The sequence below is a fragment of the uncultured Mailhella sp. genome (assembly GCF_944324995.1).
Taxonomy (GTDB): domain Bacteria; phylum Desulfobacterota; class Desulfovibrionia; order Desulfovibrionales; family Desulfovibrionaceae; genus Mailhella.
Genome location: NZ_CALUYL010000004.1, coordinates 1 through 25397 on the forward strand (window position 1 = coordinate 1; position 25397 = coordinate 25397).

The following is a 25397-nucleotide window of genomic DNA, read 5'->3' on the forward strand; positions in this document are numbered from 1 at the left end:
GGCCGATGCCAAGGTTATCTTTAGAAAGGCTCCTGTTCAGGAGCCTTTCGTCGTTTAAAGCCTGCGCTTGCAGAATGAGTTTTGAGGGAAGGAAGATCCACTTCGGGTTTCCTTCCCTTTTTGTTTTTATTCCTTCGGATGGCTGAGGCGGCGGAAGAGAGCGGCAAAGAAAATTTTCTTAGCGGCCGGTCTGACGGAGGAATGTTTCAGAGGCAGATCGAGGAACCCCCGCAACACGGGAAGCGACTGAAAAGGAAAATATCGCGGCGGAAAAGCCGCGGGAGGAAGTTTGCAGAGAAAAATCGAGGATCCTCCCGCGACATCCGCAACATTGGGCTTTCCTGTTTGGAAAGATGCCTGCGGAAGAGCCTTCAAAAGAAAAACATCGCAGCGGCGGAGTCGGCCGGAGGAATTTTCCAGAGGCAGATCGAGGAGCCTCCCGCAATATCGTACTTGCGGGTTCGGCAAGATGCTGTTGCGCTTTGCGCGTTATCCGGCATGGCCGGCTGCATGCCTCACAGGGCGGCGTGCCGCTCAAGTCGCCTGCAAAACACGTTTCAAACTCCTTCAAACCAACCTTTCGGAAGGGCTGCCTGCTGATTCTTGTTGTTTTGATTGCCGACGGCGCGCAGGATATTTTTGGATTCTGCAAAGTCGTTCTTTTCTGAGGGGGGAACCTCGGCGCGTTGTGCTGCTTAATTTTTTTGTATCAATAGTGAGAGTCTGGAAAATTTTTCGTGTACGCGAAAGTCTGAACATGCTGTGCGATGAGGCGTGAAAAACGGAGAAAAAGGCGCGGCGAACGTTGAGAGCTCGGCAGGCCTTGTTGCGCAAAGCGTTGCGGGAATACGGCCTGAATTTTTCTGAAAAAAAACAGGTGCGACGTTCCCCTGGCAGTATGGCGGAACCCTCTGAAATAGACGTATTTTTTCTTCGATTTTCGCGAAAGAGCGTTGCCCCGAGCGAGGATAAGGGGGCGGCGGATGATTGAGTCGTGTCGGCTGATATATTTTTAGATTGATCGCTGTCAGACTCGCCGAATGCAGTTCTGCCCCGGAGAAAAACGTCTGCTGTGAAATGGATGCAGCGGCTTTTCTTGTCAACCGTGTGAATTTATTGTGATTTTTATATATTTGCGACAGAATGGCGGATTTTCATGCTCGGCAGATGCCGCGCCTGCCGGTGTTTTGATAAAAGAAACGCCTTTCTATTTCATGCACTGGAACGAAAAGATAAAGACATAATTGTATCATCAAAAATGAATGTGCAGGATATAAAATTATAAATCAAACGAATATAGTGAGTTATATGCAATGGCATGGTTCTTGCTTGAAGGAAGATGTCTCAGGCACTTCTAACAAAAAAAGGACATTGCTATATGAACGGTATTTCTTTTTTCAAACGTTCCCTGCTTTGCCTTTGCACCGGTCTTCTGGTGGTGACCGGGGGAGAGTTTTCTTCGGCCTATGCCAAGGAAACGGTTAAAGTGGGTTTTGTGGGATCGCTTACCGGCGGACTGAGCTCGCTCGGCATGGGCGGCAGAAACTCGGCTGATCTTGCCGTGCAGGAACGCAATGAGAATCCCAACAGCAAGTATCACTATGAACTCGTGGTGCTGGACGACGAAGGCAAGCCCAACGTAGGCGTGCAGGTCGTGACCAAGCTCGCGTCGGACCGCAAGGTAGCCGGCGTGGTGGCGCATTACGTTTCCGCCGTGGCCTTGAGCACCGTGGACATCTTCCACCGTTTCGGCATGCCCGCCATCATCTGGGGCGCCGTGCATCCCGACATTACCTACGGCAACAACTACAAGGAAATCTTCCGTATTCCCGGGACGATGATCAATCAGAACGAAGTGGCCGCCAAGTTCATGACCGGACTCGGCTACAAGAAGTTCGCCATCATCCACGATACGACCGACTACGGCAAGGGACACGCTTCCTACTTCAGCGACTTCGTGAAGAAGAACGGCGGCGAAATCGTGGGCGAGTTCGGCGTGACGTCCAATCAGCAGGACTTCACCGCGGAGCTGACCAAGATCAAGGCTCTTGATCCCCAGGTGCTGTACTTCGCCAGTCTGGTTCCCACGGGCGTGCGCGTCCGCGCGCAGATGGTCAAGCTCGGCATGACGGACATTCAGTTCCAGGGCGTTTCCGGCATCAAGTCCGACGCCTTCATTCACGGCGTGGGCGACGAGGCCGCGGAAGGCTGCATGAGCTTCATTGAAGGTTCTCCCCTCGAAAAGCTGCCCGGCGGCGCGGCCTTCCTGAGCAGCTATGAAAAGCACGGCTACGAGCAGGCTCCCGAAGCGTACGGTCCCTTTGCCTATGCCGCCATGGTGCAGCTGCTCGACGCCATTGAAGCCGAAGGCCCCAACCACAAGAAGATCATCAGCTACCTGCAGAACATCAAGTCTGCCGATACGCTGGTCGGCAAGGTGACCTATGACGATCACGGCCAGAACATCGAGCCTGCCGTGAGCAAGTACATCGTTCAGGACGGACAGTGGATCTTCTGGGAAGACAGCAAGTACTGTTCTGGAGAACGTGCCTTGAAAAAGCTCAACAAGTAAGTTTCCCGGGCCGGCCTGAGGGCGGATGCCCCCGGTCGGCCCAGTGCTTTATTAAAAGGATATGGTTTTATGGATGGCGTTCTGCTGGCGCAGTTCATCATGAACGGACTCATGCTCGGCATGATGTACGCTCTGGTGGCTGTCGGCTTTACACTGTTTTTCGGCGTATTGGATATTATTGTTTTCTCTCACGGCGATACGGTCATGGTCGGCGCGTTTGCCGGTTTGGGAACGTATGTCTGGCTGCAGTCCGTGTACCCTGAAATAGACACCGTCTGGGTCTGCCTGTGGGTGCTGCTGGCCAGTCTGCTTGCCGTATGCCTTCTGGGCGTGTTTCTTGCCCGGGGACTTATCATGCGTCTTCGTTCTTCGCCGCCTCTGAATACGCTTCTTGCCACCATGATGCTGGGAACCGTGCTGCGTGAAGCCATACGTCTGTTTTATCCCGACGGCTCCAATCCGCAGCCTTTTCCCAAGTTGCTGCCCGACGCCTCCTGGATGCTGGGCGGCGTGACGGTGCGCCTCGACAACGTGCTTTTGTTTGTCGGCGGACTGGTGCTCATCGGCGGCATTCATGTGCTCATCAACAAGACGAAGCTCGGCATGGCGGTGCGCGCCGTGGCGCAGGATTCCGAAACCGCGCAGCTCATGGGCGTGAATTTCTCCTTCATCGTGCTGCTCACCTTTGCGCTCGGTTCCGGAGTGGCCGCGTTCGCCGGACTCATGAACGGCATCTATTACAATGAAATCAACTTCAGCATGGGCGTGCTTCTGGGAGCCATCGGTTTCAGTGCGGCAGTCATCGGAGGTCTCGGCAATATCTACGGCGCCATCATCGGCGGTTTTGTGTTCGCCTTTCTCCAGACCATAGGCGCTGTGGCCCTGCCGTTCTCCAGCGCCTATAAGGACGTGTTTGCGTTTGCCGTCGTCATCGTGCTCATGGCAATACGCCCCACCGGTTTTCTGGCGGAACGTTCTAGTCAGAGGGTGTGAATATGGATCGCTCAAGAGAAATTTTCGTCTGCCTGATCTCCGCCATGGCGCTGCTGGTGTTTTCCGTGGTGTTCCTGCTGGCGGAGGATGAAACCGTCATCGGCACCTACATGGTGGGAGGCGCGCTTCTGCTGTGGCTCATGGTGCGCATGGGCGCGTATGCCAAGGTCATTGTCGCCGTGTCTCATCATGAACGGCTGTGGGCCGGGCTGCTCTTCATTGCCTCGCTCATTCTGCTGTTCTTCTTCCGCGACAATCACTACTGTCTTTTCCTCATAGGAACCATTTTCTGCTACACCATCGCCGTGCTCGGCCTGAACGTTCAGCTGGGCTACACGGGCGTCATCAATTTCAGCGCCGCGTCGTTTTTCGGCGTGGGCGGATACACCGCAGGCATGCTGCTCAATCAGGGGCTGGTTCCGCCTTTTGTCGCGCTTCTTATGGGCGGCGTCATGGCCGGACTTGTGGGATGCGTGCTGCTGCTGCCCGTGCTGAGAACGTCGGGACACTATTCCGCGCTGGTGACCATGGCCTTTGCGCTTCTGTTCAACGTGTTTCTGGAAGTCAACGAAAGCTTCGGCGGGCCGCAGGGCATTGCCGTTCCTCCGTTTTCCCTGTTCGGCATGGATTTTGGCAGCGACGTGGAATGGGGCATGATTACCGGCTCGTTCTATCTGCGCTACGATTTGTTCATCCTGCTGTTCCTGGCGCTCGTGTTCACCATGGTGCGCCGCGTGGAGCGCTCCTGGATGGGCCTTGCCATGGACGCCGTGCGGCTTGACGAAACGGCCTCGGCCTGCTTTGGCATCAACATCGTCCGCTGGAAGGTAACGGCCTTTACCATGGGCAACGTGCTCATGGGTATGGCAGGCGCCGTCTATGCCATGATGCTCGGTTACATCAGCCCGGCAAACTTTACGTTTTCCGATTCGCTGCTGTTCCTTTCCATTCTTCTGCTCGGCGGCATGGGCAACTGCTGGGGCGTCATTCTGGCGACTTCCATCATGGTGGTTCTGCCGGAAAAACTTCAGTTCATTCAGGAATACCGCTACCTGCTGTATTCCCTGCTGGTTCTGCTCATGATCGTGTACCGCCCCATGGGCCTGCTGCCCCGCAGAACGCGCGTTGTTACTTCGGAGGATGTGGCATGAGTCTGCTTTCCTGTACCGGTCTTACCATGCGTTTCGGCGGCCTGGCTGCGCTCAACAAGCTCGACGTGCAGGTCGAGGAAGGTGACGTGATAGGGCTCGTGGGCCCGAACGGTTCCGGCAAGACCACGTTTTTCAATGTGCTTACGGGCATCTACACGCCCAGCGAAGGACACATCGTCTTTGACGGCAAGGACATCACCGCCAAAACCCCGCAGGAAATCTGCCGGGCCGGCATAGCCCGCACGTTCCAGCGTTCGCGGCTGTGTCTTGAGCTGACGGTGTTCGACAACGTCATGATGGGCAACTGCAAGAATCTCAATATGAGCTTCTGGCACAACGTCATACGCAGAAAGGCCTTCTTTCAGGAGTGCCGGGACGATGAGGAGCACATGCGTCTCATGCTGAAGGCGCTGAATCCCACGCTTGCCGACAAGATAAGAAAGCCGGTGGGCGAACTGAGCATGATCGACCGTCGCCGCGTGGAAATTTGCCGCGCGCTGACCGGACGCCCCAGGCTGCTGCTTCTGGACGAACCTTCGGCCGGCATGACGCAGGACGAAACGAGGCAGCTCATGGACGAGCTTGTGGCCATGGAATTTGAAGGCAACAGGCCGTCCATCATCCTCATTGAGCACGAAATGAGCGTCATCAAAAGAATTTCCACCCGCTGCATCGTGTTGAACTTCGGCAGCAAGCTCTGCGAGGGAAGCTATGATGAGGTAACGTCCAACCCTGTGGTGCAGCAGGCCTATCTGGGAACGGAGGTGGTATAGATGGATGTCGCGTTTTCCCCTCTCAGAGTAGAAAATCTGTTTGTGGCCTACGGCAAGGCCGACGTCATCTGCGGCGTGAACATGGAAATATGCGCGGGCCGCATTACCGGACTTCTGGGAGCCAACGGCGCGGGCAAGACCACGCTTCTGCGGGCCATACTCGGCCTTACGCCTCCCAGAAAGGGCAGCGTGCTGTTCAACGGCATGGAGATTTCCGGCCTGCCGCCGCACAAGATTGCGGCGCGCGGCATCAGCTGCATTCCCGAAGGCAGACGCATCTTTTCCAAGATGACCGTGGAAGAAAATCTTCTCATGGGCGCCTACATGGAAAAGGACAGGGACAAGATCCGTCAGCGCCTCGAACGGGTGTACCGCATTTTTCCGCGCCTTCTTGAGCGGCGCGAGCAGTTTGCGGGCACCATGTCCGGCGGCGAACAGGCCATGGTGTCCATCGGCCGCGGACTCATGAACGAGCCCAAGCTCCTTATCATCGACGAACCGTCTCTGGGCCTGTCCCCCGCGCTGGTCAACGACAACTTCCGTGTCATACGGAAGATTTGCGAAGACGGCATTGCCGTGTTCCTGGTCGAGCAGAACGTGCGGCAGACCCTGGCCATAGCCCATTACGGCTACGTTCTGGCGCAGGGACGCGTGGTGGCCGAAGGAACGGCGGAAGAGCTGAAAAAGAGTGAAGAAGTAAAGAAGGCGTATTTCGGATGAGCGGCATGAATGATTTCAGCGGAACGGGCCTGGCCCGGTGGATGGTTGGCTGCGACACCATAACGGGCGGAAGCAACGAGTATGCGCTGCTTGAGCAGATTGCGGCATGGCTGAAGCAGGCGGGATTCACCGTCGTTCTCGACAGGTACGACGACACCGATCCCGGAAAATGCAGTCTTTCCGCGCATCTTCATCCAGACTGCGAGGGCGGGGCGCTGTGCCTGGCCGGTCATGTGGACACGGTGCCTCTCGGAACAAAGCCGTGGAAGCATGATCCCTTTTCCGGGGAGATCATCGACGGCTGCCTGTACGGCCGCGGTTCCTGCGATATGAAGAGCGGCGCTGCCGTCATGCTGGCCGCGGCGCTTGCCATGGCTCCCCGCATTCATGATCGGGATCTCGTTCTGCATCTCTACGGAGGAGAGGAGCGGGGCTGCAAGGGCTCGTTTCACATGCCGGAGCAGGAGTTTCGGAACATTGCGGCCGTCGTCGTGGGAGAGCCCACAGGAGCGCGTCCTCTCGCCGGACACAAGGGGGCCTTGTGGCTTAGCCTGTCCTCGTCAGGCCGCACGTCGCATGCGTCCATGCCCGAGAAAGGCGACAGCGCGCTTGCGAAAATGCTTCCGGCCGCCAATCGTCTTCTGGATTTTGTCGCCGAGGGAAGGCATCCGTTCATGGGCAGGGGCACGTCGGTGCTCTCCACGCTGCATTCCGGCTTAAACAGCAATTCCGTACCTGATTCGGCCGTGCTGACCATGGACATCCGCTCCGTGCCCGGCATGGATCATGAGAAGATGCGGAAAGAGATTCAGGACATCTGCGGAAAGGACATCGCCATGGAAACGACGCTGGACATTCCGCCGGTGTGGACGGACCCGGAACATCCGTGGATGAAGCGCGTGTATGCCCTGTACGAAAAGCTTTCCGGCAAGCCGGCCGAGGTGGCCACGGTGCAGTTCTTTACCGACGCCGCCGCGCTCCGGACCAGACTGCCGCAGGTCCCGGTGGTTATTTTCGGCCCCGGTGAAAGTTCCATGGCCCATCAGGTGGACGAGGCCTGTCCGGTTTCTCAGATAGCGTTCATGGAGACCATCTGCCGGGAACTGATTCGTGACTGGTATGAACTCTGACGTTGCCCGTTCTTTCACTCGCTGAAAGGAGAAAAGGCCGTGCCGATGCAACACATCGGGCGGCCTTTTCTTATGCGCGTTATTTGTTCCTGCGGACGGAAAGCTGCGGGGAAAACGCGGTCAAAACGCAGGAAGAAGCGCCGGGGAGCGCTGCCGGAAACTCAAATTTTTTCGCGGGGCGCGATGAACTTCCGAACTCAGGCGTTGCGGCCGGAAATGCGGATTGCCGCGCCCCTGCGCTCCGTTTGGGCGGCGGACGTTTGGTGCCGACGGGAAGCGGCCGGAGCAGGGGCATGAAAAAGATCCGTGTTCACGCCCTCGAGCTTCAGCAGGCGGATTTTTTTGTCGATGCCTCCGGCGTATCCGGTGAGGCTTCCGTTGCTGCCGACGACGCGATGGCAGGGAATGATGATGGAAATGGGGTTGTGCCCCACTGCGCCGCCCACGGCCTGGGCGGACATGGTTTTCCTGTGAAAGGCGCGGGCGGCCTGTTCGGCGAGCTCTCCGTAGGTGACCACGCTTCCCCAGGGAATGCGGCACAGCGCCTGCCAGATGAAACGGCGGAATTCGCTTCCCGCCGGGGCGAGGGGCAGTTCGTCGGGGGAGGGCCTTTGCCCGGAAAAATATCGGTCGAGCCACGATACGGCCTGCATGAGCACGGGGCGGTCCGTGGCGGACACCGGCGGGACGGTCAGCGTGCTTTGAAAGTATTTCTGACCGTCGATCCAGAGACCGACGACGTGTTCCTCGTCGCTGACCACGGTGAGCGGACCGACGGGGGAGAAATATCGCACCGAGTAGAACATGGCACTCTCCTTGAGAGGGGGTTGCATGACCAAATTGTGCCACAGGCCGAAAAGAACTTCCAGCAGAGGCCATGCCCTCCGGCGCGGAACAAGCCCATGCGGCTCGGAATTGTTCCGTCGTCCTCCGTCTTTCCCCGTACGGAACGTTTGCGGACTGCCGCCTTCATGATTCGGCGTTGTTCCGGCTTTTTGCCGAAAAAGAGCGCTCTGTGGCCCGGCTCTACTTGTAACATGCGGAAAAATAACACTTTTCTTACCCTGTCAAGAATAGAGCGGACGCCTGCCCGATGCCGGACTCTCGATGGTTATTTACAAATATGTAACGAAAGACACAAAAAAATATCATATCGGCACGGACTTTTCCAAAAATGTTATTTTTTCTTGACTTTCCGGGACAATTTTTTATCGTTCAAAAAAAATCAACACCATCTTCATCATGGAGTCTTTTTTTATGTCCAAAATCAGAATCGGCATCGTGGGCTACGGCAATCTCGGCCGCGGCGTTGAACTGGCCGTTGCCGCCAATCCCGATCAGGAACTGGTGGCGGTGTTCTCCCGCCGCGATCCTTCCACCGTCAAGATTCTTACCGAAGGCGTTCCGGTCTGCCGTCTCGCCGACGTGGCGGATTGGAAGGGACGCATAGACGTCATGATTCTCTGCGGCGGCAGCGCGACCGATCTGCCCAAGCAGACTCCCGAGCTTGCGGCCATGTTCAACGTGGTGGACAGCTTCGACACGCACGCTCACATTCCCGCCCATTTCGACGCCGTGGACGAAGCCGCCCGCAAGGCCGGCACCATAGGCATCATCTCCGTGGGCTGGGACCCCGGCATGTTCTCCCTGAACCGCCTGTACGCCAACTGCATTCTGCCCGACGGGCATGACTACACCTTCTGGGGCCGCGGCGTGAGCCAGGGCCATTCCGACGCCATCCGCCGCATCAAGGGCGTGCTCGACGCCCGTCAGTACACCGTGCCGGTGCCCGCCGCCATGGAAGCCGTGCGCAGCGGCAGCAATCCCGAGCTGACCACCCGTCAGAAGCACACCCGCGAATGCTACGTCGTGGCCGCCGAAGGCGCGGACAAGGCCGCCATTGAGCATGAAATCAAGACCATGCCCAACTACTTCGACGAGTACGACACCACGGTGACCTTCATCAGCCAGGAAGAGCTCGACCGCGATCACAAGGGCATTCCGCACGGCGGTTTCGTGATCCGCACCGGCTGCACCGGTCAGCACGGCGAAACCAAGCACGTCATCGAATATTCCCTGAAGCTCGGCTCCAACCCCGAATTCACGTCCAGCGTGCTGGCCGCCTACGCCCGCGCCGCGTATCGCCTTTCCCAGAAGGGTGAAACCGGTGCGAGAACCGTGTTCGACATCGCGCCCGCGCTGCTTTCTCCCCGCGACGGCGCTGATCTGCGCGCGCACCTGCTGTAGTTTCAAAGCTTTTTGAAGCTCGACGCCCGATGTTCTCTGCGACATCGGGCGTTTTTCTTTAAAAGGAAAACCGTCGGCCGTTTGGACCGACGGTTTTGTGCGTCATGACTGTGCGAAGAGCGCCCGGCCTGTCGAAGCCGAGGAGAGACACGCCCGGCGTTTTTCAGTGCGCGGGCGCATGCGGCAGCGACGCCTGTTCCGGAGAGGCAGGTAGGACGTGTGCCCCGGAAGGCGCGGAGAACCGGGCGCATGGCCGCAGAAAGGCGCGACGCATGCCGCCGGAGGGCGAAGGTTTCAGGGGAAAAATCCGCGCCCTTCGGCGAACGAGGTGTTACAGGCCTAGGAAGCGCGCCGCGTTTTCGCCCATGACGAGCGGCTTCACTTCGTCGCGCAGCTGCGCCAGATATCCTTCTTTGGCGCCCTTGAGAGGCATGATGGGGTAGGCCGAGGAGAAGATGACGCGCTCGCGCAGCAGATAGTTGGCGGCCATGGCGTAGTCGGCCATGCCGGGGGAGCGGAGCATGTAGAAGTCGGGAGCGAGATACACGTTGCGGCGGTTCAGGGCGATCTGGCAGACTTCGGACACATACGGCCATCCGCCGTGCATGAGGGCGATGTTCAGGCGGGGAAAGGCCGCGGCGACGTCGTCGATGAGTTCGGGGTTGTAGTAGCGCAGCGAGCGAGTCATGATGCCGCCGAAGGTGAACACCAGCGGAATGCCGTGTTCCTGGCAGTAGTCGTACAGGGGGAAGACCCAGGCGGAATTGACGAGCCAGGGCGTTTTGTCCTGGCCGGGTTCCATGACGACGCCGGTGCAGCGGCCGTTGACGACGAAGCGTTCGGTTTCCGCAATGGCGGCGTTGATATCGTGGGGGTCGAGGCCCGCGAGACCGACAAGTCTGTCGGGATACTGCGCAATGAGGTCTTCAAGATCCTCGTTGCGTCCGTTCGTGGACTTGCGCACCGGCACGACCAGCTTGTCGATGCCGGCTTCGTCGGCTTCCTGCAGCAGCAGAGGCATGGAATACTGCCGGGCGGACGGGGAAACCGGAGCGTCCACGCGAAGCATGCTTTCGCTGTTCAGGTGATCGAGGCATTCCTGGGTGAAGAAGCTGTCCTTGTAGGCGACAAAAGGCGCGCGGACGCGAAAATCTATAACCATGATGGTGCTCCTTGGGGGATAAGGATGTTGTTAGAGTCCGACGGTGACCATGACGAGCGGCAGGCCGAGGCAGAGCATGCAGATGATGGCCGCCACGCAGCCGAAGATGCCTGCCTTGAAGGCTCTGCGCATGCCCACCCATGCGCCGTTGGCGAAGGAAAGGGCGCCCACCGTGGAAGCGGCCGGGGTGGCGTAGGCCGCGCCCGCGGCCAGCAGCATGAGCACGGTGAAGCCTGAAGGATTGATGCCCGTGCTCTGGCCGAGGTTCCAGATGAGGGGAACCGCGATGAGCACGATGGTGACGTTGTGCGTGAACTGCGTCATGATGTTGATGAAGATCATGAAGCCGGCGAGGAATATGAGAATGTTGCCGTCGCCCACAAAGCTGCTGAGAATGTCGGTGAGCACTCTGCTCAGACCTGCGCCGTCGCTGCTCAGGGCCGCGGAAACGGGCATGGAGGCGGCCAGCATCCAGATGACATTCCAGTTGATGCCGGAAGCGCAGTCGTGAAAGTCGAACACGGGTTCGCCGTCCACGCGCAGGAAGGAGAGCACGCCGAGAATGACCACCATGGCCACCACCATGTTGAACTTGCCGAAGAAATTCGCCGCGGCGGAACCGGCGGGCAGAATGTTGGGCAGAAACATGACGAGGAGAAACACGACAAGGGCGGTGGCGGCGACGCGCTGCCTGTTGTCTATGCGTATCTGCGAGCTGATGCGGTCGAGGTATTCCGGCGTGAGATGGGAAAGACGGGCGATGTCCGGGCGGAAAATGAAGCGCACGATGAGCGTGTAGAGCAGCAGCGTGGCGATGCACACCGGCATGGCGATGGCGATGAGGGTGATGTTGTTGATGACGGCCGTTCCGCCGGACACGTCGGAAAGGGCGCTGATGCCCATGAGGTTCTGTCCGGCCCAGGGCTTGCAGGCAAAGGAGAGCACGCCGGCCATGTACACGCCTGCGAGCAGGTAGGCGGGATAGTCGTCGCCCTGCTTCATGTCGATGTCGTGGAACATGGAATAGAGAATGCCGGCGATGAGGAAGGCTGCGGGAACGCCGTCCACGAGAAAGCCGATGATGAGCGTGCCCGTGAGCACGCTGGCCGTGAAGATCCACGGATGCCCGGCGAACACGCGGCGGCTCAGGCACCACTTGGCCATGACGTTGTTGATGCCGCTCTTGTCGCAGTAGGTGGTGAAGGCCAGCACGAACATGGTGAACAGCACGGCGGGGCTGCTGAAGGCGCTGCCGATGATCTTGCCCGGATCGGCGTACCCGGTGAAGCCGAGCGCCACGAGACAGATCATGCTGGGCCAGGCGAAGCCTATGAAGGTCCACCCGTAGAGCATGCCGAGGAAGACTCCGAGAATGTTCATGCCCATGGGGGTAATGCCGACGGGCGGCAGAAATCCGATGCCGAAGGTGAGAAGAAAGAAAATGACGATATGCAGGATATGCCTGCTGTCAACGGCGGAAGGCTGTGTCATGGCGTTTCTCCTGAAAGTTGTCTGAGGGAGCCTGCGGCTCCTTTCACCATACCGTCATACAGAATGCGGACTCTTGTGTATAATTTCTTTTTTTTATAAGCTGGTTATAAATTTTTTTATAGTACGTTTCGTCGGAGTCTCATGCGTCTCGAGCAGCTTCAATATTTTGTTCAGGTAGTAGAATCGCACTCGTTCAACAAGGCGTCGCAGAAGCTCAACATCACGCAGCCTGCGCTCACCAATGCCCTCCGGGCGCTGGAAGAGGAACTCGGCGTGCAGCTTCTGGTGCGCAGTCACCGAGGCTGCGTTCCCACGGCGTGGGGAGTGCGCATTTACGAGGACTGCAAGAGTCTGCTGGCCGAGCTTTCGGCGAAGATGGCTTCTTGGAAAAGGCTCAATGCCGGCAGCAGCGAGCCTGTGCTTGTTCCCGTGGTGGCCATTCCCTCGGCCTGCAACTATCTGACGGAGCACGTCTTCTCCCAGATGAAGCCGGAGTTCCCGCTGGTGGACATCGTGCTTCACGAGGCCACGGTGTACGATTTGTATTCCTTTTTGCAGCAGGGCAAGGCGCATGTGGGGGTGACGGCCTTTTCGGAAGGCGAGGCCGAAAAGCTGGTGGCGCAGTACAGGGACATGGGCTTTCGCTGCGAGAGTCTCATGGAGGATGAATACTACATGTTCCTTTCCAGCAGTCACCCGCTGGCGGGAAAGGAGAGCCTCACGGTGGAGGACTGCGCCTCGCTGACCCTGGCCACGTATTCCAATCAGATGCTGAAACGCAATCAGCTTTTTCAGAAGAAGATATACGACGTCGTGGGCATCAAACGCTACGCCTACGTCAACAGTCGGGAAAACATCATGCAGATGGTGGCGCAGAACAAGGCCGCAGGATGTTTTCTGCACAAGATGTCGGCCTACAGCTGGTACGTCACCAACGGACTCATCCGCGCCGTTCCCGTGGAGGGTTTGCATCTCATGCCGTCGCGCCACTATCTGATAAGCCTTGAGGATGAGGCGCTCAGCCCGGAGGAGCGGCAGGTGACGGACTTCATCCGCCGGCGTTACGGCGATCAGCCTTGACGGATCAACGGCCTCGGGCCATAGTGATATTTTGCAGAAAAGTGTTTCGGCCGTTGCGCAAGAGGTGGGAATATGGAGCACACGGAAGTCGGCGTCATCATTCTGACGTACAATGACTGGAAAAATACGCTGGAATGTCTTGCCTGCGTGCATGCCCAGAGCGGATTGCCCCGTCGCATCGTGGTATGCGACAACGGTTCCGACAACGAGGTGGCCGACCGCATTCTTGAGGAATGGAGCGCTCTCGCCGCCCGGGACGGTCTGCCCGAACCGGTGGAGGCGTACGGCGCCGATACGTCGGCCGCGCCGCTGGTGCTGCTTCGCCGGGAAGAGCCGGAGAGCATAGGCGGCGCCATGAATGCGGGCATGCGCTTTCTTCTCTACGACAGGGACTGTCATGCCTTCTGGCTGCTGCGCAACGACGCGCGTCCGGAATCGTTTGCGCTGGCGGCGCTCTTGCGGCATCTGGAGGAGGACGGGCTCAGCCAGCCCATCGGCATGGTGGGCTCCACGCAGCTCGTCAAGGATTCGGACGTGCTGGAATGCGCGGCCGGCGGACGCTGGAGCCGCTGGACCGGCGATCAGATTCCGCTGGACAAGGGGCTGGAGCGGCACGGTCTTTCCGACAGAAAGGAGATTGCGGCCCGTCTGGACTACGTTTCCGACGCGTCCTGCCTCATCACCCGGGCCATGGCGGAGGACATCGGACTTTTCGACGAGCGCTTCAGCGGCTTTTATGAGGATGTGGAATACGGACTTCGGGCCAGAAAGGCGGGATACGCGCTGAACTGGGCCCCGGGCGCGCTGGTGCGGCGCATGGACTGTTCCACTGCGGGCCTGACGCCGTTTCTGAGCGTGACCGACGATCCGGAGCTTGCGCCTCGCGACGACATGAATTTCATACGCGCGCGTTTTTATCTTCTGCGGCGGGCGCATCCGTTTGCGCTGCCGTTCATGCTTCTGGCGCTGCCGTTTTCGTGGCGCACCTTCCGTTCCCGCCGGGGCCGTTTCTTCATGGTCATGCGGGCGGCGCTGGACGGCGCGGCAGGGCGCATGCGTCAGGAGGGCTGACCTGTGCTCAGAAGCGATGACGCGTCTTGATGAAGACAAAAAAAGCCCCCGTCCGTGCGTCGGACGGGGGCTTTTTTTGTCGGCGGAAACTTAGTTCTTGCCTTCCATTTCCATGCGGTACTGCGCCACGTCGTCAACGGTGGCGAGGGGCATGTTGTGGGCGCGGGCGAAGTCGGCCACTTCGGGCAGGCGGGCCATGGTGCCGTTTTCGAGCGTGAGCTCGCACAGCACGCCCGCAGGCGCGAGACCGGCCATGCGGCACAGATCCACGGTCACTTCGGTGTGTCCGCGGCGTTCCAGCACGCCGTTGGGCTTGGCGCGCAGGGGGAACACGTGGCCGGGGCGGTTCAGATCTTCGGGCTTGGCATTAGGAGCGATGGCGGCCTTGATCGTGGTGACGCGGTCGGCGGCGGAAACGCCGGTGGTGACGCCCTTTGCGGCTTCGATGGTCACGGTGAAGGCCGTGTGGTTCTTGTTGGTGTTGTTCTGCACCATGGGAGGCAGATCAAGGGCGTTGGCCTTTTCGTCGGTGAGGCAGAGGCAGACGATGCCGCTGCATTCGCGGATGAGCAGGGCCATCTGCGCGGGCGTGAGCGTTTCGGCGGCGTAGATGAGGTCGCCTTCGTTTTCACGGTCTTCATCATCGACGATGAGCACGCCGTTGCCGCTTTTGAGCGAGGCTATGGCGCGTTCGACGCGTTCACGGGGAGTTCCGAAGGATTCAAGGATGGAAAGCTGACGCATGACAAACTCCTTTTTGGAGAATATCCGGCATCAGGGCGGCATAAGGCGCTGGGAGAGAGGAGAGGGGGTGCCTCCGCAAGGAGGCCTGGGATCCATTCTCTTTCGTCCGGACTGTTACCGTCGGCTCCGGATTTTCACCGGATCTGCGCATCTTCCCATGAAGATTTGCCCGCGGGCTTCCGACCGAGGCCGGATCACCGCCGGTGGGGACTTTCACCCCGCCCTGAGAAATATGGGCTTATTTTTAATGCGTTTCGGCATGGTGTCAAGAGCCGCTGCGCTTTTTTGCGCGATGAAGAAGAGAAGGGGAGGGCGAGTCGGCGCGCGGGGCGGATGCGGCGTTGACAGAGCCGCCCAAGCCTGCGAGAATGCCTGCTTGCCCGTGTTCCGGCCCCTTCCGACGGGCAAGGATTTTTATCATTCAGCGCCGCTATCGGCAGGAGCAATACAGTGATGACCATTGACGAACAGGTGAAGATCATACGTCGCGGCATTGTGGACCTTGTGAGCGAAGAGGATCTTCGCAAGAAACTGGCCCGTGACAAGCCTTTGAACATCAAGGTCGGCTTCGACCCCACCGCGCCCGACCTGCACCTCGGGCATACCGTGGTCATCCACAAGATGCGTCAGTTCCAGGAACTCGGCCACAACGTCACCTTCCTCATCGGCGACTTCACCGGTCGCATCGGCGATCCTTCCGGCAAGTCCAAGACGCGTCCTCCGCTCACGGAAGAGGAAGTGAAGAAGAACGCCGAAACCTACAAGGAACAGGTGTTCAAGATTCTCGATCCTGAAAAGACGACCGTGGCCTTCAACTCCGAATGGGGCGACAAGCTCACTCCCGCCGATTTTCTGCGCCTCATGTCCAACTGCACCGTGGCCCGCATGATGGAGCGCGACGACTTTGCCAAGCGCTACCGCGAAAACACGCCCATCGCCATTCATGAATTCATGTATCCGCTGCTGCAGGCCTACGACTCCGTCATGCTGCGCACCGACGTGGAAATGGGCGGCACCGATCAGATCTTCAACCTTCTCATGGGCCGCACCCTTCAGGGCCACTACGGCCTGGAAGCTCAGTGCGCGCTTACTCTGCCTCTGCTGGTGGGTCTGGACGGCGAACGCAAGATGTCCAAGTCCTACGGCAACTACATAGGCGTCATGGAAGCGCCCGCCGATCAGTTCGGCAAGGCCATGTCCATTTCCGACGACCTCATGTGGAACTGGTATGAGCTCATTTCCGTGAAGTCGCTGGAAGAAATCGCCGACATGAAGGCCCGCGTGCAGGCCGGTACGCTCCACCCCAAGCTGGTGAAGGAAGAGCTCGCCATGGAAATCGTGGCCCGCTATCACGGCGAGGAAGCGGCCCGCGCCGCCCGCGAAGGCTTCAACAACGTGTTCGGCAAGGGCGGCATTCCTGAAGACGCCATCACCTGGAGCGTCAATTCCGCCGAAGACGACTGCTCGCCCGTGGCCATTCTGGCCGCCACCGGTCTGGTGCCCTCCCGCGGCGAGGCCAAGCGCAAGATTGCCGCCGGCTCCCTCAAGGTGAACGGCGAAAAGCTGACCGACGGCCTGACCGCGCTGCCCGCCGGCGAATATACGCTCAAGTACGGCAAGAAGGGCTTTGTCGTGCTGACGGTGAAGTAGGCCATGATTGATCGCAAACCGGAACCTTTCGGCCGCTGCGCCGACGATCGCTGCCCCGGACGCTGTCCGTACCGCGACCCGGAACTCATGACGCCCGAAGGCCGCGCCGCGCTGCTGGCCGACCGCCGTCCGGCCGAAGGCGAGCCCTGGCCCGCCAAGGTGGTGCATGTGACGTGCCAGCCGGAAGAGACGCAGGTGGACGTGCCCCGCGTGAAGGCCAAGAACGTGGGTATTCTGCTGCATACTCTGGGGCTGCGGCAGGGAACCGCCATCGTGGCCTGCGGAGACACGCTGCTCACGCCCGACACGCCGCTGTACCCCAATCAGCGCGTGCTGGTCAGAAAGGTCATGAGCAGCGGCTGATGCATCTGGCCGCCGCGCAGGCGGCGTTTTACCGGAACGCGCGTCCTTGGCGGCGCGCTGTCCGCCGGGCGTGCCTTTATCCTTAATTAATGACGGCGTTCCTTCGCCCGTCTTCGATTCCCGGAATCGGGACGGAGGCGGGGAAGGAACGCCGATGTTTTTCCGGCTTTTTCCGAGCGTCATGACCGGTCGGAAACGGCTTTTCTGTCAGGCGGCTTGTCCGTGCGGAATCTTCGTGCGGCCGGGCCGCTTTTTTATTTGAGAAGCGGGCGTCTTTTTTCAACATCCCGGAGCGGAGAGTCCGTCCGTTTTTCTGATTTCTGCCGTGTTGCGGGGAATGGGGCCGTTCGGCTCGCGGGCGAGCCGAGGCGTGAATTTCAGCAGCCGCATGCGCCGCCGCGGCCCGGAGTGTTCCGGTCATGGCGTTCCTCCCACGTCTTCGCCTGAGAAGAATGAAGCGCTGCTTTTCGTTTGTTCGGCGTTCCTGCCGCGGTCTTCGTCCGTGAAGATTTCCGAACGCTCGGGGGGGCTGCCGGGCGTTTTTCCCCGACCGCGCGGCGCTTCCGAAAGCCGTTTTCCGTTCGCCTGACGGAGCGAAAAAAGCTGCGTTCCGTCCCCGGCGTCTTCCCGTGAAAAAACAGCACATTTTTGCCGGACGAGTGGATGATTTATCATCCCCGGCGTCCACTTTTTTCGGCTTTCTTGCTGAAATAAGACACAATTCCCCTTGACTGCCCGGCCCTCGTGCTTATCTCAATGTCGATGCGGAAAAAATGAAGCATCACAGGAGACAATGATATGGGTGTGGCTTACAAGGATTACTACAAGTTGCTGGGCGTCGAGCGCTCGGCATCGAAGGATGAAATCTCCAAGGCTTACAAGAAGCTCGCCCGCAAGTATCATCCCGACCTGAATCCCGGCGACAAGAGCGCCGAAGAGAAGTTCAAGGACATCAATGAGGCCTATGAGGTCCTCAAGGACGATGAAAAGCGCCGCATGTACGACCAGCTCGGCCCGAACTGGAAGGACGGACAGCAGTTTACCGGCGGCCCCGGCTTTGAGAACTTCAACTTCAATTTCAACGGCGCGCAGGGCGGCTTCAGCGGCGTGAACAGCGACTTTTTCGAGGCGCTGTTCGGTCAGATGGGCCGCGGCGGCTTCGGCAGGCAAGAGAGCGACGATCCCTTCGGTTCGTTCCAGAGCGGCTACAGCCGTCGCTCGCGGCGCGGTTCCGATGTGGAAGCCGAAATCGACATCACGCTTGAGGAAGCCCGCAAGGGCGGCACCAAGCAGGTGACGCTCACCGGCGGCGGCACGTCGACCAACCTGCAGATAACCATTCCCGCCGGCATACGCGACGGAGGCAAGCTCCGTCTGCGCGGCAAGGGCAATCCCGGCAATCCTGCCGGCGATCTGTATCTCACCGTGCGCTACGCGAAGCACCCCGTGTTCCGCGTGGACGGGCTGGATGTTGCCTGCGACGTAACGTTGCAGCCCTGGGAAGCCGTGTTCGGCACCAAAAAGCGCGTGCCCACGCTGGACGGCGACGTGGAAATGAATATTCCCGCCGGCAGTTCCAGCGGACGCCGTCTGCGTATCCGCGGACGCGGCCTTGGTCCGGCTACGGGCCGTGGCGACGAATATGTGACCGTCGCCATCAGCGTGCCCAAACCGGAAGATTTGACTGAAGAACAGCTGAAGCACTGGAAGGCTCTTGCCGGACAAAAGTAAGCTGCCGGAATGATATAAGAGGTGGGATATGGCGATTAAAACTGTAACCGCGTGCTCTCCCGCAGCCTCTGCGCTGGTTGCCTGGTCCGAATTTCTGGAACAGACGGGCACGCCGGTGGAACGTGTCCGGGAACTCATGGAACTTGGCTGGCTGGAACCTGCCGGTCAGGCGACCCATGCCGTCTTCTTCCGCCGTTCCGATATTTACCGCACCAGAAAGCTGACGCGGCTGTGCGAAGATTTCGAGATGCCCTGTGTGGCAGGCACCATCATCGTGGATCTTCTGGACCGCATTGCGAATCTGGAAACGCGCCTCAGAGAGCTGGAACGCCGATAGGCTCCGGCCGGCGCAACACGTTCGGGAAGCTGCGCTCCCGAGCGGATATTTCAAGCAAATCTACGGTTCCGGCCGGGCCGGAACTGATGTCTGAAGTGTGGAGCGCCTGCGCCCTGAAAGGGCGGGGCGATGAAGCATTCGCCTTGCCCGACAGGCGCAAGCCCCGGTACGGGCGTTCCGCAGGGAGGAGTTTTTTATGGACATGAACAAGCTTACCATGAAGGCGCAGGAGGCGCTGGGCGACGCTCAGAACATTGCCCTCATGCGCAATCATCAGGAAGTGGACGTCGAGCATCTCGCTCTTGCGCTGCTGCGTCAGAAGGACGGGCTCGTTCCCGGCATTCTCTCGCGCATGAACGCGAAGCCCGAAGTCATCGCCGCGGAACTGGAACAGGCGCTGGACAAGCGTCCTTCCGTGACCGGTTCCGGCGTGGAGCAGCAGACCATACGCATCACGCAGCGTCTGGCCCGCGCTCTCGCTCAGGCCGATGAGCTCGCTCGTCGCCTCAAGGATGAATATATCAGCGTGGAGCACATCTTCGCTCAGCTCATTGAAGCGGGCGGAGCCATGGGCGACATCTGCCGCAAGAACGGCATCGATCAGGAAAAGTTCCTGCGCGCCACCGCGGAAGTGCGCGGCGGTCAGCGCGTGACCTCCGCCAGCCCCGAAGAAACCTACGAGGCGCTCTCCAAGTACGGACGCGATCTCGTGGAAGAGGCCGGCAAGGGCAAGCTCGACCCCGTCATCGGCCGTGATCAGGAAATCCGCCGCACGATCCGCATTCTGTCCCGCCGCACGAAGAACAACCCTGTTCTTATCGGTGAGGCAGGCGTCGGCAAGACCGCCATTGTGGAAGGTCTTGCGCACCGTATCGTGAAGGGCGACGTGCCCGAAGGCCTGAAGAACAAGAAGCTCATCGCTCTGGATATGGGCGCGCTCATTGCGGGCGCGAAGTACCGCGGCGAATTTGAGGAACGTCTGAAGGCCGTACTCAACGAAGTGCAGCGCGCGGAAGGTCGCATCATTCTGTTCATCGATGAACTGCACACCATTGTGGGCGCAGGCAAGACCGACGGCGCCATGGACGCGAGCAACCTGCTCAAGCCCATGCTGGCCCGCGGCGAACTGCACTGCATAGGCGCGACCACCATCGACGAGTACCGCAAGTATATTGAAAAGGATCCGGCTCTGGAACGTCGTTTCCAGCCTGTGCTGGTGGACGAGCCCAATACCGAAGACGCCATTTCCATTCTGCGCGGTCTGAAGGAACGCTTTGAAGTGCATCACGGCGTGCGCATCAGCGACTCCGCCATCGTGGAAGCCGTGGTGCTCTCGCAGCGCTACATTTCCGACCGTCAGCTGCCGGACAAGGCCATCGACATCATTGATGAAGCCGCGGCCATGATCCGCACGGAAATCGATTCGCTGCCTTCCGAGCTCGATGAAATCAACCGCAAGGTCATGCAGCTCGAAATTGAGCGCGAGGCCCTGCGCCGCGAAACCGACGACGCTTCCCGCGAGCGTCTGCAGAAGCTGGAAAACGAGCTCGCCGACCTGCGCGGCACGCAGACCACGCTGCGCACCCGCTGGGAAGAGGAAAAGAAGGTCATCAACGGCGTGCGCAAGCTCAAGGAACAGATTGAGCAGACCCGTCATCAGATTGAAGAGGCGGAACGCTCCTACGATCTGGCCAAGGCTTCGCAGCTGAAGTACGCCACGCTCCCCGAGCTTGAAAAACAGCTCAAGGAGACCGAAGCGAAGGCCGCTGCTCAGAGCGACGGCAAGGAAACCCGCCTGCTCCGCGAGGAAGTGGGCCCGGACGACGTGGCCGACATCGTGGCCCGCTGGACCGGCATTCCGGTGACGCGTCTTTTGCAGTCGGAACGCGAAAAGCTGCTGGAGCTGCCTGCGCGTCTGCATGAACGCGTGATCGGTCAGGACGAGGCCGTGCAGGCCGTGTCCGATGCGGTGCTGAGAGCACGCGCCGGTCTTTCCGACCCGCATCGCCCGCTCGGTTCCTTCATCTTCCTCGGCCCCACCGGCGTGGGCAAGACCGAACTGTGCAAGGCGCTGGCCGAAGCCCTGTTCGATACCGAGGACAACATGGTTCGTCTCGACATGAGCGAATACATGGAGAAATTCTCGGTTTCCCGCCTCATCGGTTCGCCGCCAGGATATGTCGGTTATGAGGAAGGCGGTCAGCTCACCGAGGCCGTGCGCCGCAAGCCCTACAGCGTGGTGCTCTTCGATGAAGTGGAAAAGGCGCATCCCGACGTGTTCAACACGCTGCTCCAGCTTCTGGACGACGGTCGTCTGACCGACAGCCAGGGTCGCACCGTGGACTTCCGCAACACCATCATTATCATGACGTCCAACATCGGCTCGCCGATCATGCTGGACGGCATCGACGAGAAGGGTGAATTCAAGCCCGGCGTGCGCGACGCGGTGATGAACGAACTCAAGAAGTTCTTCCGTCCTGAGTTCCTGAACCGTGTGGATGAAACCGTGATGTTCTATCCGCTGCGCGCGGATCAGATCGGCTCCATCGTGGATCTGCAGATCAAGGGTCTGCAGAAGAGACTCGACGAGCGCAAGATCACGCTGGAACTCACCGACGAAGCCCGCAACTTCATTGCCGAATCCGCCTACGACCCCGCCTACGGCGCGCGTCCGCTCAAGCGCTGGATTCAGCATAACCTGGAAACCAGGCTCGCCCGTGCGGTCATCAGCGGCGAAATCCGCGACGGCTGGAAGGTGCGCGTGGTGGTTGACAAGAATGAAGACGGCGGCACCCTGAGATTCGAGAGAGTGGAAGGGTAAGGCCTGATTGAATCATAGCCGCTCCGGCAACGGAGCGGCGGCAGAGAGCCTGCCATGTCGATTATCGGCATGACGGGCTCTTTTTTTATGCCCTGAGCGCGGCGGGGAGCAGCGCGGGGAGAAAGGGAAAAATGATGGGGGCGGAATAACATAGGGAAATTATAGGGGGATTTTGATAATCAGGCACAGCTGTCGAAACGCGCTCGGCCTGAAGAGGCCTTCCGGCACGGCGGTCGGGAAAGGGGAGAGTGTCGCAGCTTGCCGCCGAAGTTGCCGCGGCGGATTCGGCATTGCCGCTCTGAACGCGAACGCTCGACGCGGAAGAAGCGGACGACGGAACCATGATTTTTGACAAAATTTTTGACGAAACCGGGCGACGGCGGCGGGCAGAATAAAAAAATTTTTGCGGAAAAACTTTGATTTTAACATCTTGTTAACAGAAAAATATCGTTTCCTTTCAATTTGGGGTGCCAAGGTCGTCTCATGGAAAAAGAGGGATTTTCCATAACGGTGTTACAAACCAATTTTTGCAAAGGAATGACTACAATGAAAAAGCTTACTACGCTTCTTCTGGCTGCCGGCCTCGTTTTTGCCGCGTCTGCCCCTGCTTCCGCTGTTGATCTTAAGATGGACGGCCAGTATCTGTTCAACTTCATCACCGGCGAACGCGCCGGCACCGGCCAGAACTTCGACAACGCCGGTCAGCGTCTGCGTCTCGGCATGACCCTTACCGCCAATGAAAACCTGTCCGGCTACTTCCAGGTTCAGGTCGGCACCAGCAAGGATAAGACCTCTACTTACGATTGGGGTGCCGATACCACCGGCAACAGCGCTGCGGTCGGTATGCGTCAGGCTTATGTGGATTGGGTGATTCCTCAGACCGTGGTGAAGGTCCGCATGGGCCGTCAGCTCGTTGGTCTGCCTGAAGACGCCTTCGGCAAGAATGCTGTCATGCATCCCGGGTGGCAGGGCCGCGACGGTATCGTCGTGACCGCTCCTGCTACCGACTGGCTCGACCTCACCGCCTTCTGGCTGCGTGGTGCCTATGCGAGCGCGGGTGACGATTACTTCGGTACGGGCAACGATACCGATCAGTCCGACAAGTCCGACTTCTTTGCCGCCATGGCCGCCTTCAAGTTCGACGGCTTCTCCTTCACTCCTTATGTGATGTACGCCTCTGTTGATGACGGGGCTGATCCTGATAGCAGCACCGACGGTATCTTCGGTACCGCCAAGGGAAAGCCTTATCTTGCTACGGATATGTACTATATGGACGGCAATGCCTTCTGGGCCGGCACCAACTTCGTGATGAGCTACTTCGATCCCTTCGTGCTGAAGGTTTCTGGTGCCTACGGTATGCTCTCCTATGACGGCGGCCAGCCTGAGGGAGCCGAAGTCAATCCTCAGGATCGTCATGGCTGGTATGTGCAGGCCAAGGCTTCCTACAAGACCGCGTACGGCACCCCGATCCTCGGCGGCTGGTATGCCTCCGGTGACGACAGCGACGCTCAGTATTTCGGTCAGGGCTGGATTCCTTCTTGGGCCGGTCGTTTCCATCCCACCTTCGGCTACACCGCCGGTGAGTTCGGTCTGTACGACAACAACAGCCGTCATGCCATCGGCGGCACCTGGGGCCTCCAGGCCGGTATCGAAGACGTCAGCTTCCTGCAGGATCTGACCCACAAGTTCACCGTCACCTGGTTCCAGGGCACCAACGATGCGAGCGCCATGCTGAAGGGTGATGCCAACGTGAACCCCGTCTTCTACATGACGGATAACGATAACGCCGTTGAATTCAACCTGGCCAGCACCTATCAGATCTACAAGAACCTGACCGCCTGCCTCGAACTCGCCTACATCATCACCGACTATGACAAGGGCGATCACGCTGCTTGGGCTGCGGACAATGAGATCGACAAGGACTCCTGGAGCACCGCTCTTACCTTCCAGTACCTGTTCTAATACGCTTTCGGCGTATTGGACATGAACAAGGTGTCCAAATGAATAAAACGGGAAAGGTCAAAATGACCTTTCCCGTTTTTGAATTAATGACGCTTGTGAATATTCTCTGTTATATGAATATGTTGGATAAAAATAACGAGTGACTGCCCAAAAGATGGACAATGGCGGAAAAGGCGACGCATGGCGTTTTGTACACCATGGCATGGACGCCTGTTAAAATAGTTAATTATCTGCTGGGGGAAATGAATCATACTGTGAGAATATCCACGGCATGGCGTTTAACGCGCATGGCCTGCTTCGGCAAAGCCTTTACAGGTGCGACGAAGGGGAGTTTATGGGACATGGCAACGCCTTTATTATTGTAGCTCATTGAAAAAACAGGAAAATATTAAACGATAGAAGGCGCGTCGTTGTGTCGTTCCGGAGCAGTCCGGGGAATGACAGGCTGACGCATGTCTCCGGCGACCTCCCGCCGTTGCAGTTCGGAAGAGCAGTCCGTGTCCGGCGGCGTCGTTCATGAACATTACTTACCTTACAAAGAGGTCCTGAACGCGTGGAATCGTTGCTGTCAGAAAAAGGGCTTCGCCTGCTTCTCGTCACGGAAGATGAACAGTTTGCGCAGACGCTGTACAAATATCTCACGCCGCTTGGCTACAATATGGATATGGCTTCCAGCGGCACGGCCGGATGGAAGAGAGCCTCTTCCAATTCCTACGACGCGCTTCTCATCGACATAGCGCTTTCCGGGATGGACGGGCTGACGCTGTGCCGTCGTCTTCGCGATGAAGTGGGGCTGGAAACGCCCATTATCATGTTTATGGACGGAGAGTCCCTGGAGGCCAAAGTGCTTGGCCTGAACTGGGGCGCAGATGTATTCATCAACAAGTCTGCCGACATGCGCGAATTTGAGGCGGTTGTGCGCGCTGTGGTGCGGCGCATGGGCGCTCGTCAGGGATCCCGCAGGCTGAGCTGGGCCGGGCTGGAACTGGATCCGCACATGCACACAGTCACCTGCGACGGCGTTCCCCTCACGCTCAGACCTACGGCCTTCACCATTCTGGCGAGGCTCATGCGGCAGGCTCCCGGCGTGGTGTCCCGAAAGGATCTGGAATATGAAATCTACGGAGATTTCCCGCCGGACAGCGATTCGCTGCGCACGCATATTCATTCTCTGCGCAGGGCGCTGCAGGAGGCGGGAAGGCCGATTCTGAAAACCGTGACGCATGTGGGCTTCCGCCTGACGCCGTGGCCGCCTGCCGAAGCGTCGGCCCCTGCCTCGCAGCAGTGACGTGTGAGCATGTCGGCGTCAGACGATGCCCGGCCGAGGCGCAACCTCCGGCGGGCCGCTCTGGAGCGCAAATGACTACGCCGCGCCTGATCTGTTTCTGGTCAGACGCGG

General features: G+C 59.0%; 23 protein-coding genes and 1 riboswitch. Of the genes, 17 read left to right on the forward strand and 6 right to left on the reverse strand.

What is annotated here, in order from left to right:
* Nucleotides 1-353: 353 nt before the first annotated feature.
* The 7 genes from Q0K02_RS03175 to Q0K02_RS03205 all read left to right on the forward strand — a co-directional run bounded on the left by Q0K02_RS03175 (nt 354) and on the right by Q0K02_RS03205 (nt 7339).
* Complete coding sequence (locus tag Q0K02_RS03175; RefSeq protein ID WP_294484995.1) at nt 354-668, forward strand: hypothetical protein; 315 nt, start codon at nt 354-356, stop codon at nt 666-668.
* Between the two features lie 710 nt (nt 669-1378).
* The gene (locus Q0K02_RS03180; RefSeq protein ID WP_294484996.1) at nt 1379-2572 is read left to right on the forward strand and encodes a branched-chain amino acid ABC transporter substrate-binding protein; all 1194 of its coding nucleotides are present in this window, start codon (nt 1379-1381) and stop codon (nt 2570-2572) included.
* Nucleotides 2573-2641: 69 nt separating this feature from the next.
* Nucleotides 2642-3565 carry a branched-chain amino acid ABC transporter permease gene (locus tag Q0K02_RS03185; protein WP_294484999.1) on the forward strand — a complete coding sequence of 308 codons (924 nt, stop codon included), beginning with the start codon at nt 2642-2644 and terminating at the stop codon, nt 3563-3565.
* 2 nt (nt 3566-3567) lie between these two features.
* Nucleotides 3568-4716, forward strand: a complete 1149-nt coding sequence (locus Q0K02_RS03190) for a branched-chain amino acid ABC transporter permease (protein WP_294485000.1) — start codon at nt 3568-3570, stop codon at nt 4714-4716.
* Nucleotides 4713-5489 carry an ABC transporter ATP-binding protein gene (locus tag Q0K02_RS03195; protein ID WP_294485002.1) on the forward strand — a complete coding sequence of 259 codons (777 nt, stop codon included), beginning with the start codon at nt 4713-4715 and terminating at the stop codon, nt 5487-5489. Before Q0K02_RS03190 ends, Q0K02_RS03195 begins: the two co-directional genes overlap by 4 nt.
* The gene (locus Q0K02_RS03200; protein WP_294485004.1) at nt 5490-6209 is read left to right on the forward strand and encodes an ABC transporter ATP-binding protein; all 720 of its coding nucleotides are present in this window, start codon (nt 5490-5492) and stop codon (nt 6207-6209) included. It begins immediately after the preceding gene.
* Between the two features lie 5 nt (nt 6210-6214).
* The gene (locus Q0K02_RS03205) at nt 6215-7339 is read left to right on the forward strand and encodes a M20/M25/M40 family metallo-hydrolase (RefSeq protein WP_294485005.1); all 1125 of its coding nucleotides are present in this window, start codon (nt 6215-6217) and stop codon (nt 7337-7339) included.
* Between the two features lie 197 nt (nt 7340-7536).
* Here Q0K02_RS03205 and Q0K02_RS03210 read toward each other — a convergent pair whose 3' ends face one another.
* Nucleotides 7537-8145 carry a methylated-DNA--[protein]-cysteine S-methyltransferase gene (locus Q0K02_RS03210; RefSeq protein WP_294485007.1) on the reverse strand — a complete coding sequence of 203 codons (609 nt, stop codon included), beginning with the start codon at nt 8143-8145 and terminating at the stop codon, nt 7537-7539.
* A 451-nt stretch (nt 8146-8596) separates the two neighbouring features.
* Between Q0K02_RS03210 and Q0K02_RS03215 the strand changes: the two genes are divergently transcribed.
* Nucleotides 8597-9586 (forward strand): diaminopimelate dehydrogenase, encoded by a 990-nt coding sequence (locus tag Q0K02_RS03215; protein ID WP_294485008.1) that lies wholly within the window; start codon nt 8597-8599, stop codon nt 9584-9586.
* 331 nt (nt 9587-9917) lie between these two features.
* Here the strand turns inward: Q0K02_RS03215 and Q0K02_RS03220 are convergent, their stop codons facing one another.
* Together Q0K02_RS03220 and Q0K02_RS03225 are read right to left on the reverse strand one after the other, a co-directional pair.
* Nucleotides 9918-10748 carry an amidohydrolase family protein gene (locus Q0K02_RS03220; protein ID WP_294485010.1) on the reverse strand — a complete coding sequence of 277 codons (831 nt, stop codon included), beginning with the start codon at nt 10746-10748 and terminating at the stop codon, nt 9918-9920.
* Between the two features lie 30 nt (nt 10749-10778).
* Nucleotides 10779-12239, reverse strand: coding sequence for an SLC13 family permease (locus Q0K02_RS03225; protein WP_294485011.1), 1461 nt, complete (start codon nt 12237-12239; stop codon nt 10779-10781).
* 141 nt (nt 12240-12380) lie between these two features.
* On the opposite strand from Q0K02_RS03225, the gene Q0K02_RS03230 reads away from it, so the two are divergent.
* Together Q0K02_RS03230 and Q0K02_RS03235 are read left to right on the forward strand one after the other, a co-directional pair.
* Nucleotides 12381-13319, forward strand: a complete 939-nt coding sequence (locus Q0K02_RS03230) for a LysR family transcriptional regulator (RefSeq protein ID WP_294485014.1) — start codon at nt 12381-12383, stop codon at nt 13317-13319.
* 72 nt (nt 13320-13391) lie between these two features.
* Nucleotides 13392-14390, forward strand: a complete 999-nt coding sequence (locus Q0K02_RS03235) for a glycosyltransferase family 2 protein (protein WP_294485016.1) — start codon at nt 13392-13394, stop codon at nt 14388-14390.
* Between the two features lie 90 nt (nt 14391-14480).
* Here the strand turns inward: Q0K02_RS03235 and ribB are convergent, their stop codons facing one another.
* On the reverse strand, nt 14481-15134 hold the full coding sequence (ribB, locus tag Q0K02_RS03240) for a 3,4-dihydroxy-2-butanone-4-phosphate synthase (protein ID WP_294485018.1): 654 nt from the start codon (nt 15132-15134) through the stop codon (nt 14481-14483).
* Between the two features lie 90 nt (nt 15135-15224).
* Nucleotides 15225-15369: riboswitch (FMN riboswitch) on the reverse strand.
* 215 nt (nt 15370-15584) lie between these two features.
* Between ribB and tyrS the strand changes: the two genes are divergently transcribed.
* Nucleotides 15585-16784, forward strand: coding sequence for a tyrosine--tRNA ligase (gene tyrS / locus Q0K02_RS03245; protein WP_294485020.1), 1200 nt, complete (start codon nt 15585-15587; stop codon nt 16782-16784).
* 3 nt (nt 16785-16787) lie between these two features.
* Nucleotides 16788-17147 (forward strand): hypothetical protein, encoded by a 360-nt coding sequence (locus Q0K02_RS03250; RefSeq protein ID WP_294485021.1) that lies wholly within the window; start codon nt 16788-16790, stop codon nt 17145-17147.
* A gap of 82 nt (nt 17148-17229) precedes the next feature.
* Here the strand turns inward: Q0K02_RS03250 and Q0K02_RS03255 are convergent, their stop codons facing one another.
* A complete protein-coding gene (locus Q0K02_RS03255) occupies nt 17230-17568 on the reverse strand; it encodes a hypothetical protein (protein ID WP_294485023.1) in 339 nt (112 codons plus the stop codon).
* Between the two features lie 377 nt (nt 17569-17945).
* Between Q0K02_RS03255 and Q0K02_RS03260 the strand changes: the two genes are divergently transcribed.
* The 3 genes from Q0K02_RS03260 (at nt 17946) to clpB (ending at nt 22036) form a co-directional block, all read left to right on the forward strand.
* On the forward strand, nt 17946-18878 hold the full coding sequence (locus tag Q0K02_RS03260; protein ID WP_294485024.1) for a J domain-containing protein: 933 nt from the start codon (nt 17946-17948) through the stop codon (nt 18876-18878).
* 28 nt (nt 18879-18906) lie between these two features.
* Nucleotides 18907-19215, forward strand: coding sequence for a chaperone modulator CbpM (locus Q0K02_RS03265; protein ID WP_294485026.1), 309 nt, complete (start codon nt 18907-18909; stop codon nt 19213-19215).
* Between the two features lie 196 nt (nt 19216-19411).
* The gene (gene clpB / locus Q0K02_RS03270) at nt 19412-22036 is read left to right on the forward strand and encodes an ATP-dependent chaperone ClpB (RefSeq protein ID WP_294485029.1); all 2625 of its coding nucleotides are present in this window, start codon (nt 19412-19414) and stop codon (nt 22034-22036) included.
* A gap of 159 nt (nt 22037-22195) precedes the next feature.
* On the opposite strand, the gene Q0K02_RS03275 is transcribed toward clpB, so the two are convergent.
* A complete protein-coding gene (locus Q0K02_RS03275; protein WP_294485032.1) occupies nt 22196-22510 on the reverse strand; it encodes a hypothetical protein in 315 nt (104 codons plus the stop codon).
* Between the two features lie 72 nt (nt 22511-22582).
* Here Q0K02_RS03275 and Q0K02_RS03280 point away from each other — a divergent pair, with 72 nt between their 5' ends.
* Complete coding sequence (locus Q0K02_RS03280) at nt 22583-23998, forward strand: outer membrane homotrimeric porin (RefSeq protein ID WP_294485034.1); 1416 nt, start codon at nt 22583-22585, stop codon at nt 23996-23998.
* A 553-nt stretch (nt 23999-24551) separates the two neighbouring features.
* The gene (locus Q0K02_RS03285; protein ID WP_294485036.1) at nt 24552-25286 is read left to right on the forward strand and encodes a response regulator transcription factor; all 735 of its coding nucleotides are present in this window, start codon (nt 24552-24554) and stop codon (nt 25284-25286) included.
* Nucleotides 25287-25397 lie beyond the last annotated feature (111 nt).

Bases quoted from the DNA above. Each gene is read 5' to 3' on its own strand.
- Q0K02_RS03255 (WP_294485023.1), bottom strand. From the start codon at position 17,568: ATGACCGGAACACTCCGGGCCGCGGCGGCGCATGCGGCTGCTGAAATT.
- Q0K02_RS03260 (WP_294485024.1), top strand. From the start codon at position 17,946: ATGGGTGTGGCTTACAAGGATTACTACAAGTTGCTGGGCGTCGAGCGC.
- ribB (WP_294485018.1), bottom strand. From the start codon at position 15,134: ATGCGTCAGCTTTCCATCCTTGAATCCTTCGGAACTCCCCGTGAACGC.
- Q0K02_RS03250 (WP_294485021.1), top strand. From the start codon at position 16,788: ATGATTGATCGCAAACCGGAACCTTTCGGCCGCTGCGCCGACGATCGC.
- Q0K02_RS03265 (WP_294485026.1), top strand. From the start codon at position 18,907: ATGGCGATTAAAACTGTAACCGCGTGCTCTCCCGCAGCCTCTGCGCTG.
- Q0K02_RS03175 (WP_294484995.1), top strand. From the start codon at position 354: ATGCCTGCGGAAGAGCCTTCAAAAGAAAAACATCGCAGCGGCGGAGTC.
- Q0K02_RS03220 (WP_294485010.1), bottom strand. From the start codon at position 10,748: ATGGTTATAGATTTTCGCGTCCGCGCGCCTTTTGTCGCCTACAAGGAC.
- Q0K02_RS03195 (WP_294485002.1), top strand. From the start codon at position 4,713: ATGAGTCTGCTTTCCTGTACCGGTCTTACCATGCGTTTCGGCGGCCTG.
- Q0K02_RS03210 (WP_294485007.1), bottom strand. From the start codon at position 8,145: ATGTTCTACTCGGTGCGATATTTCTCCCCCGTCGGTCCGCTCACCGTG.
- Q0K02_RS03225 (WP_294485011.1), bottom strand. From the start codon at position 12,239: ATGACACAGCCTTCCGCCGTTGACAGCAGGCATATCCTGCATATCGTC.
- Q0K02_RS03200 (WP_294485004.1), top strand. From the start codon at position 5,490: ATGGATGTCGCGTTTTCCCCTCTCAGAGTAGAAAATCTGTTTGTGGCC.
- Q0K02_RS03215 (WP_294485008.1), top strand. From the start codon at position 8,597: ATGTCCAAAATCAGAATCGGCATCGTGGGCTACGGCAATCTCGGCCGC.
- Q0K02_RS03230 (WP_294485014.1), top strand. From the start codon at position 12,381: ATGCGTCTCGAGCAGCTTCAATATTTTGTTCAGGTAGTAGAATCGCAC.
- Q0K02_RS03190 (WP_294485000.1), top strand. From the start codon at position 3,568: ATGGATCGCTCAAGAGAAATTTTCGTCTGCCTGATCTCCGCCATGGCG.
- Q0K02_RS03280 (WP_294485034.1), top strand. From the start codon at position 22,583: ATGAAAAAGCTTACTACGCTTCTTCTGGCTGCCGGCCTCGTTTTTGCC.
- clpB (WP_294485029.1), top strand. From the start codon at position 19,412: ATGGACATGAACAAGCTTACCATGAAGGCGCAGGAGGCGCTGGGCGAC.
- Q0K02_RS03205 (WP_294485005.1), top strand. From the start codon at position 6,215: ATGAATGATTTCAGCGGAACGGGCCTGGCCCGGTGGATGGTTGGCTGC.
- Q0K02_RS03185 (WP_294484999.1), top strand. From the start codon at position 2,642: ATGGATGGCGTTCTGCTGGCGCAGTTCATCATGAACGGACTCATGCTC.
- Q0K02_RS03235 (WP_294485016.1), top strand. From the start codon at position 13,392: ATGGAGCACACGGAAGTCGGCGTCATCATTCTGACGTACAATGACTGG.
- Q0K02_RS03180 (WP_294484996.1), top strand. From the start codon at position 1,379: ATGAACGGTATTTCTTTTTTCAAACGTTCCCTGCTTTGCCTTTGCACC.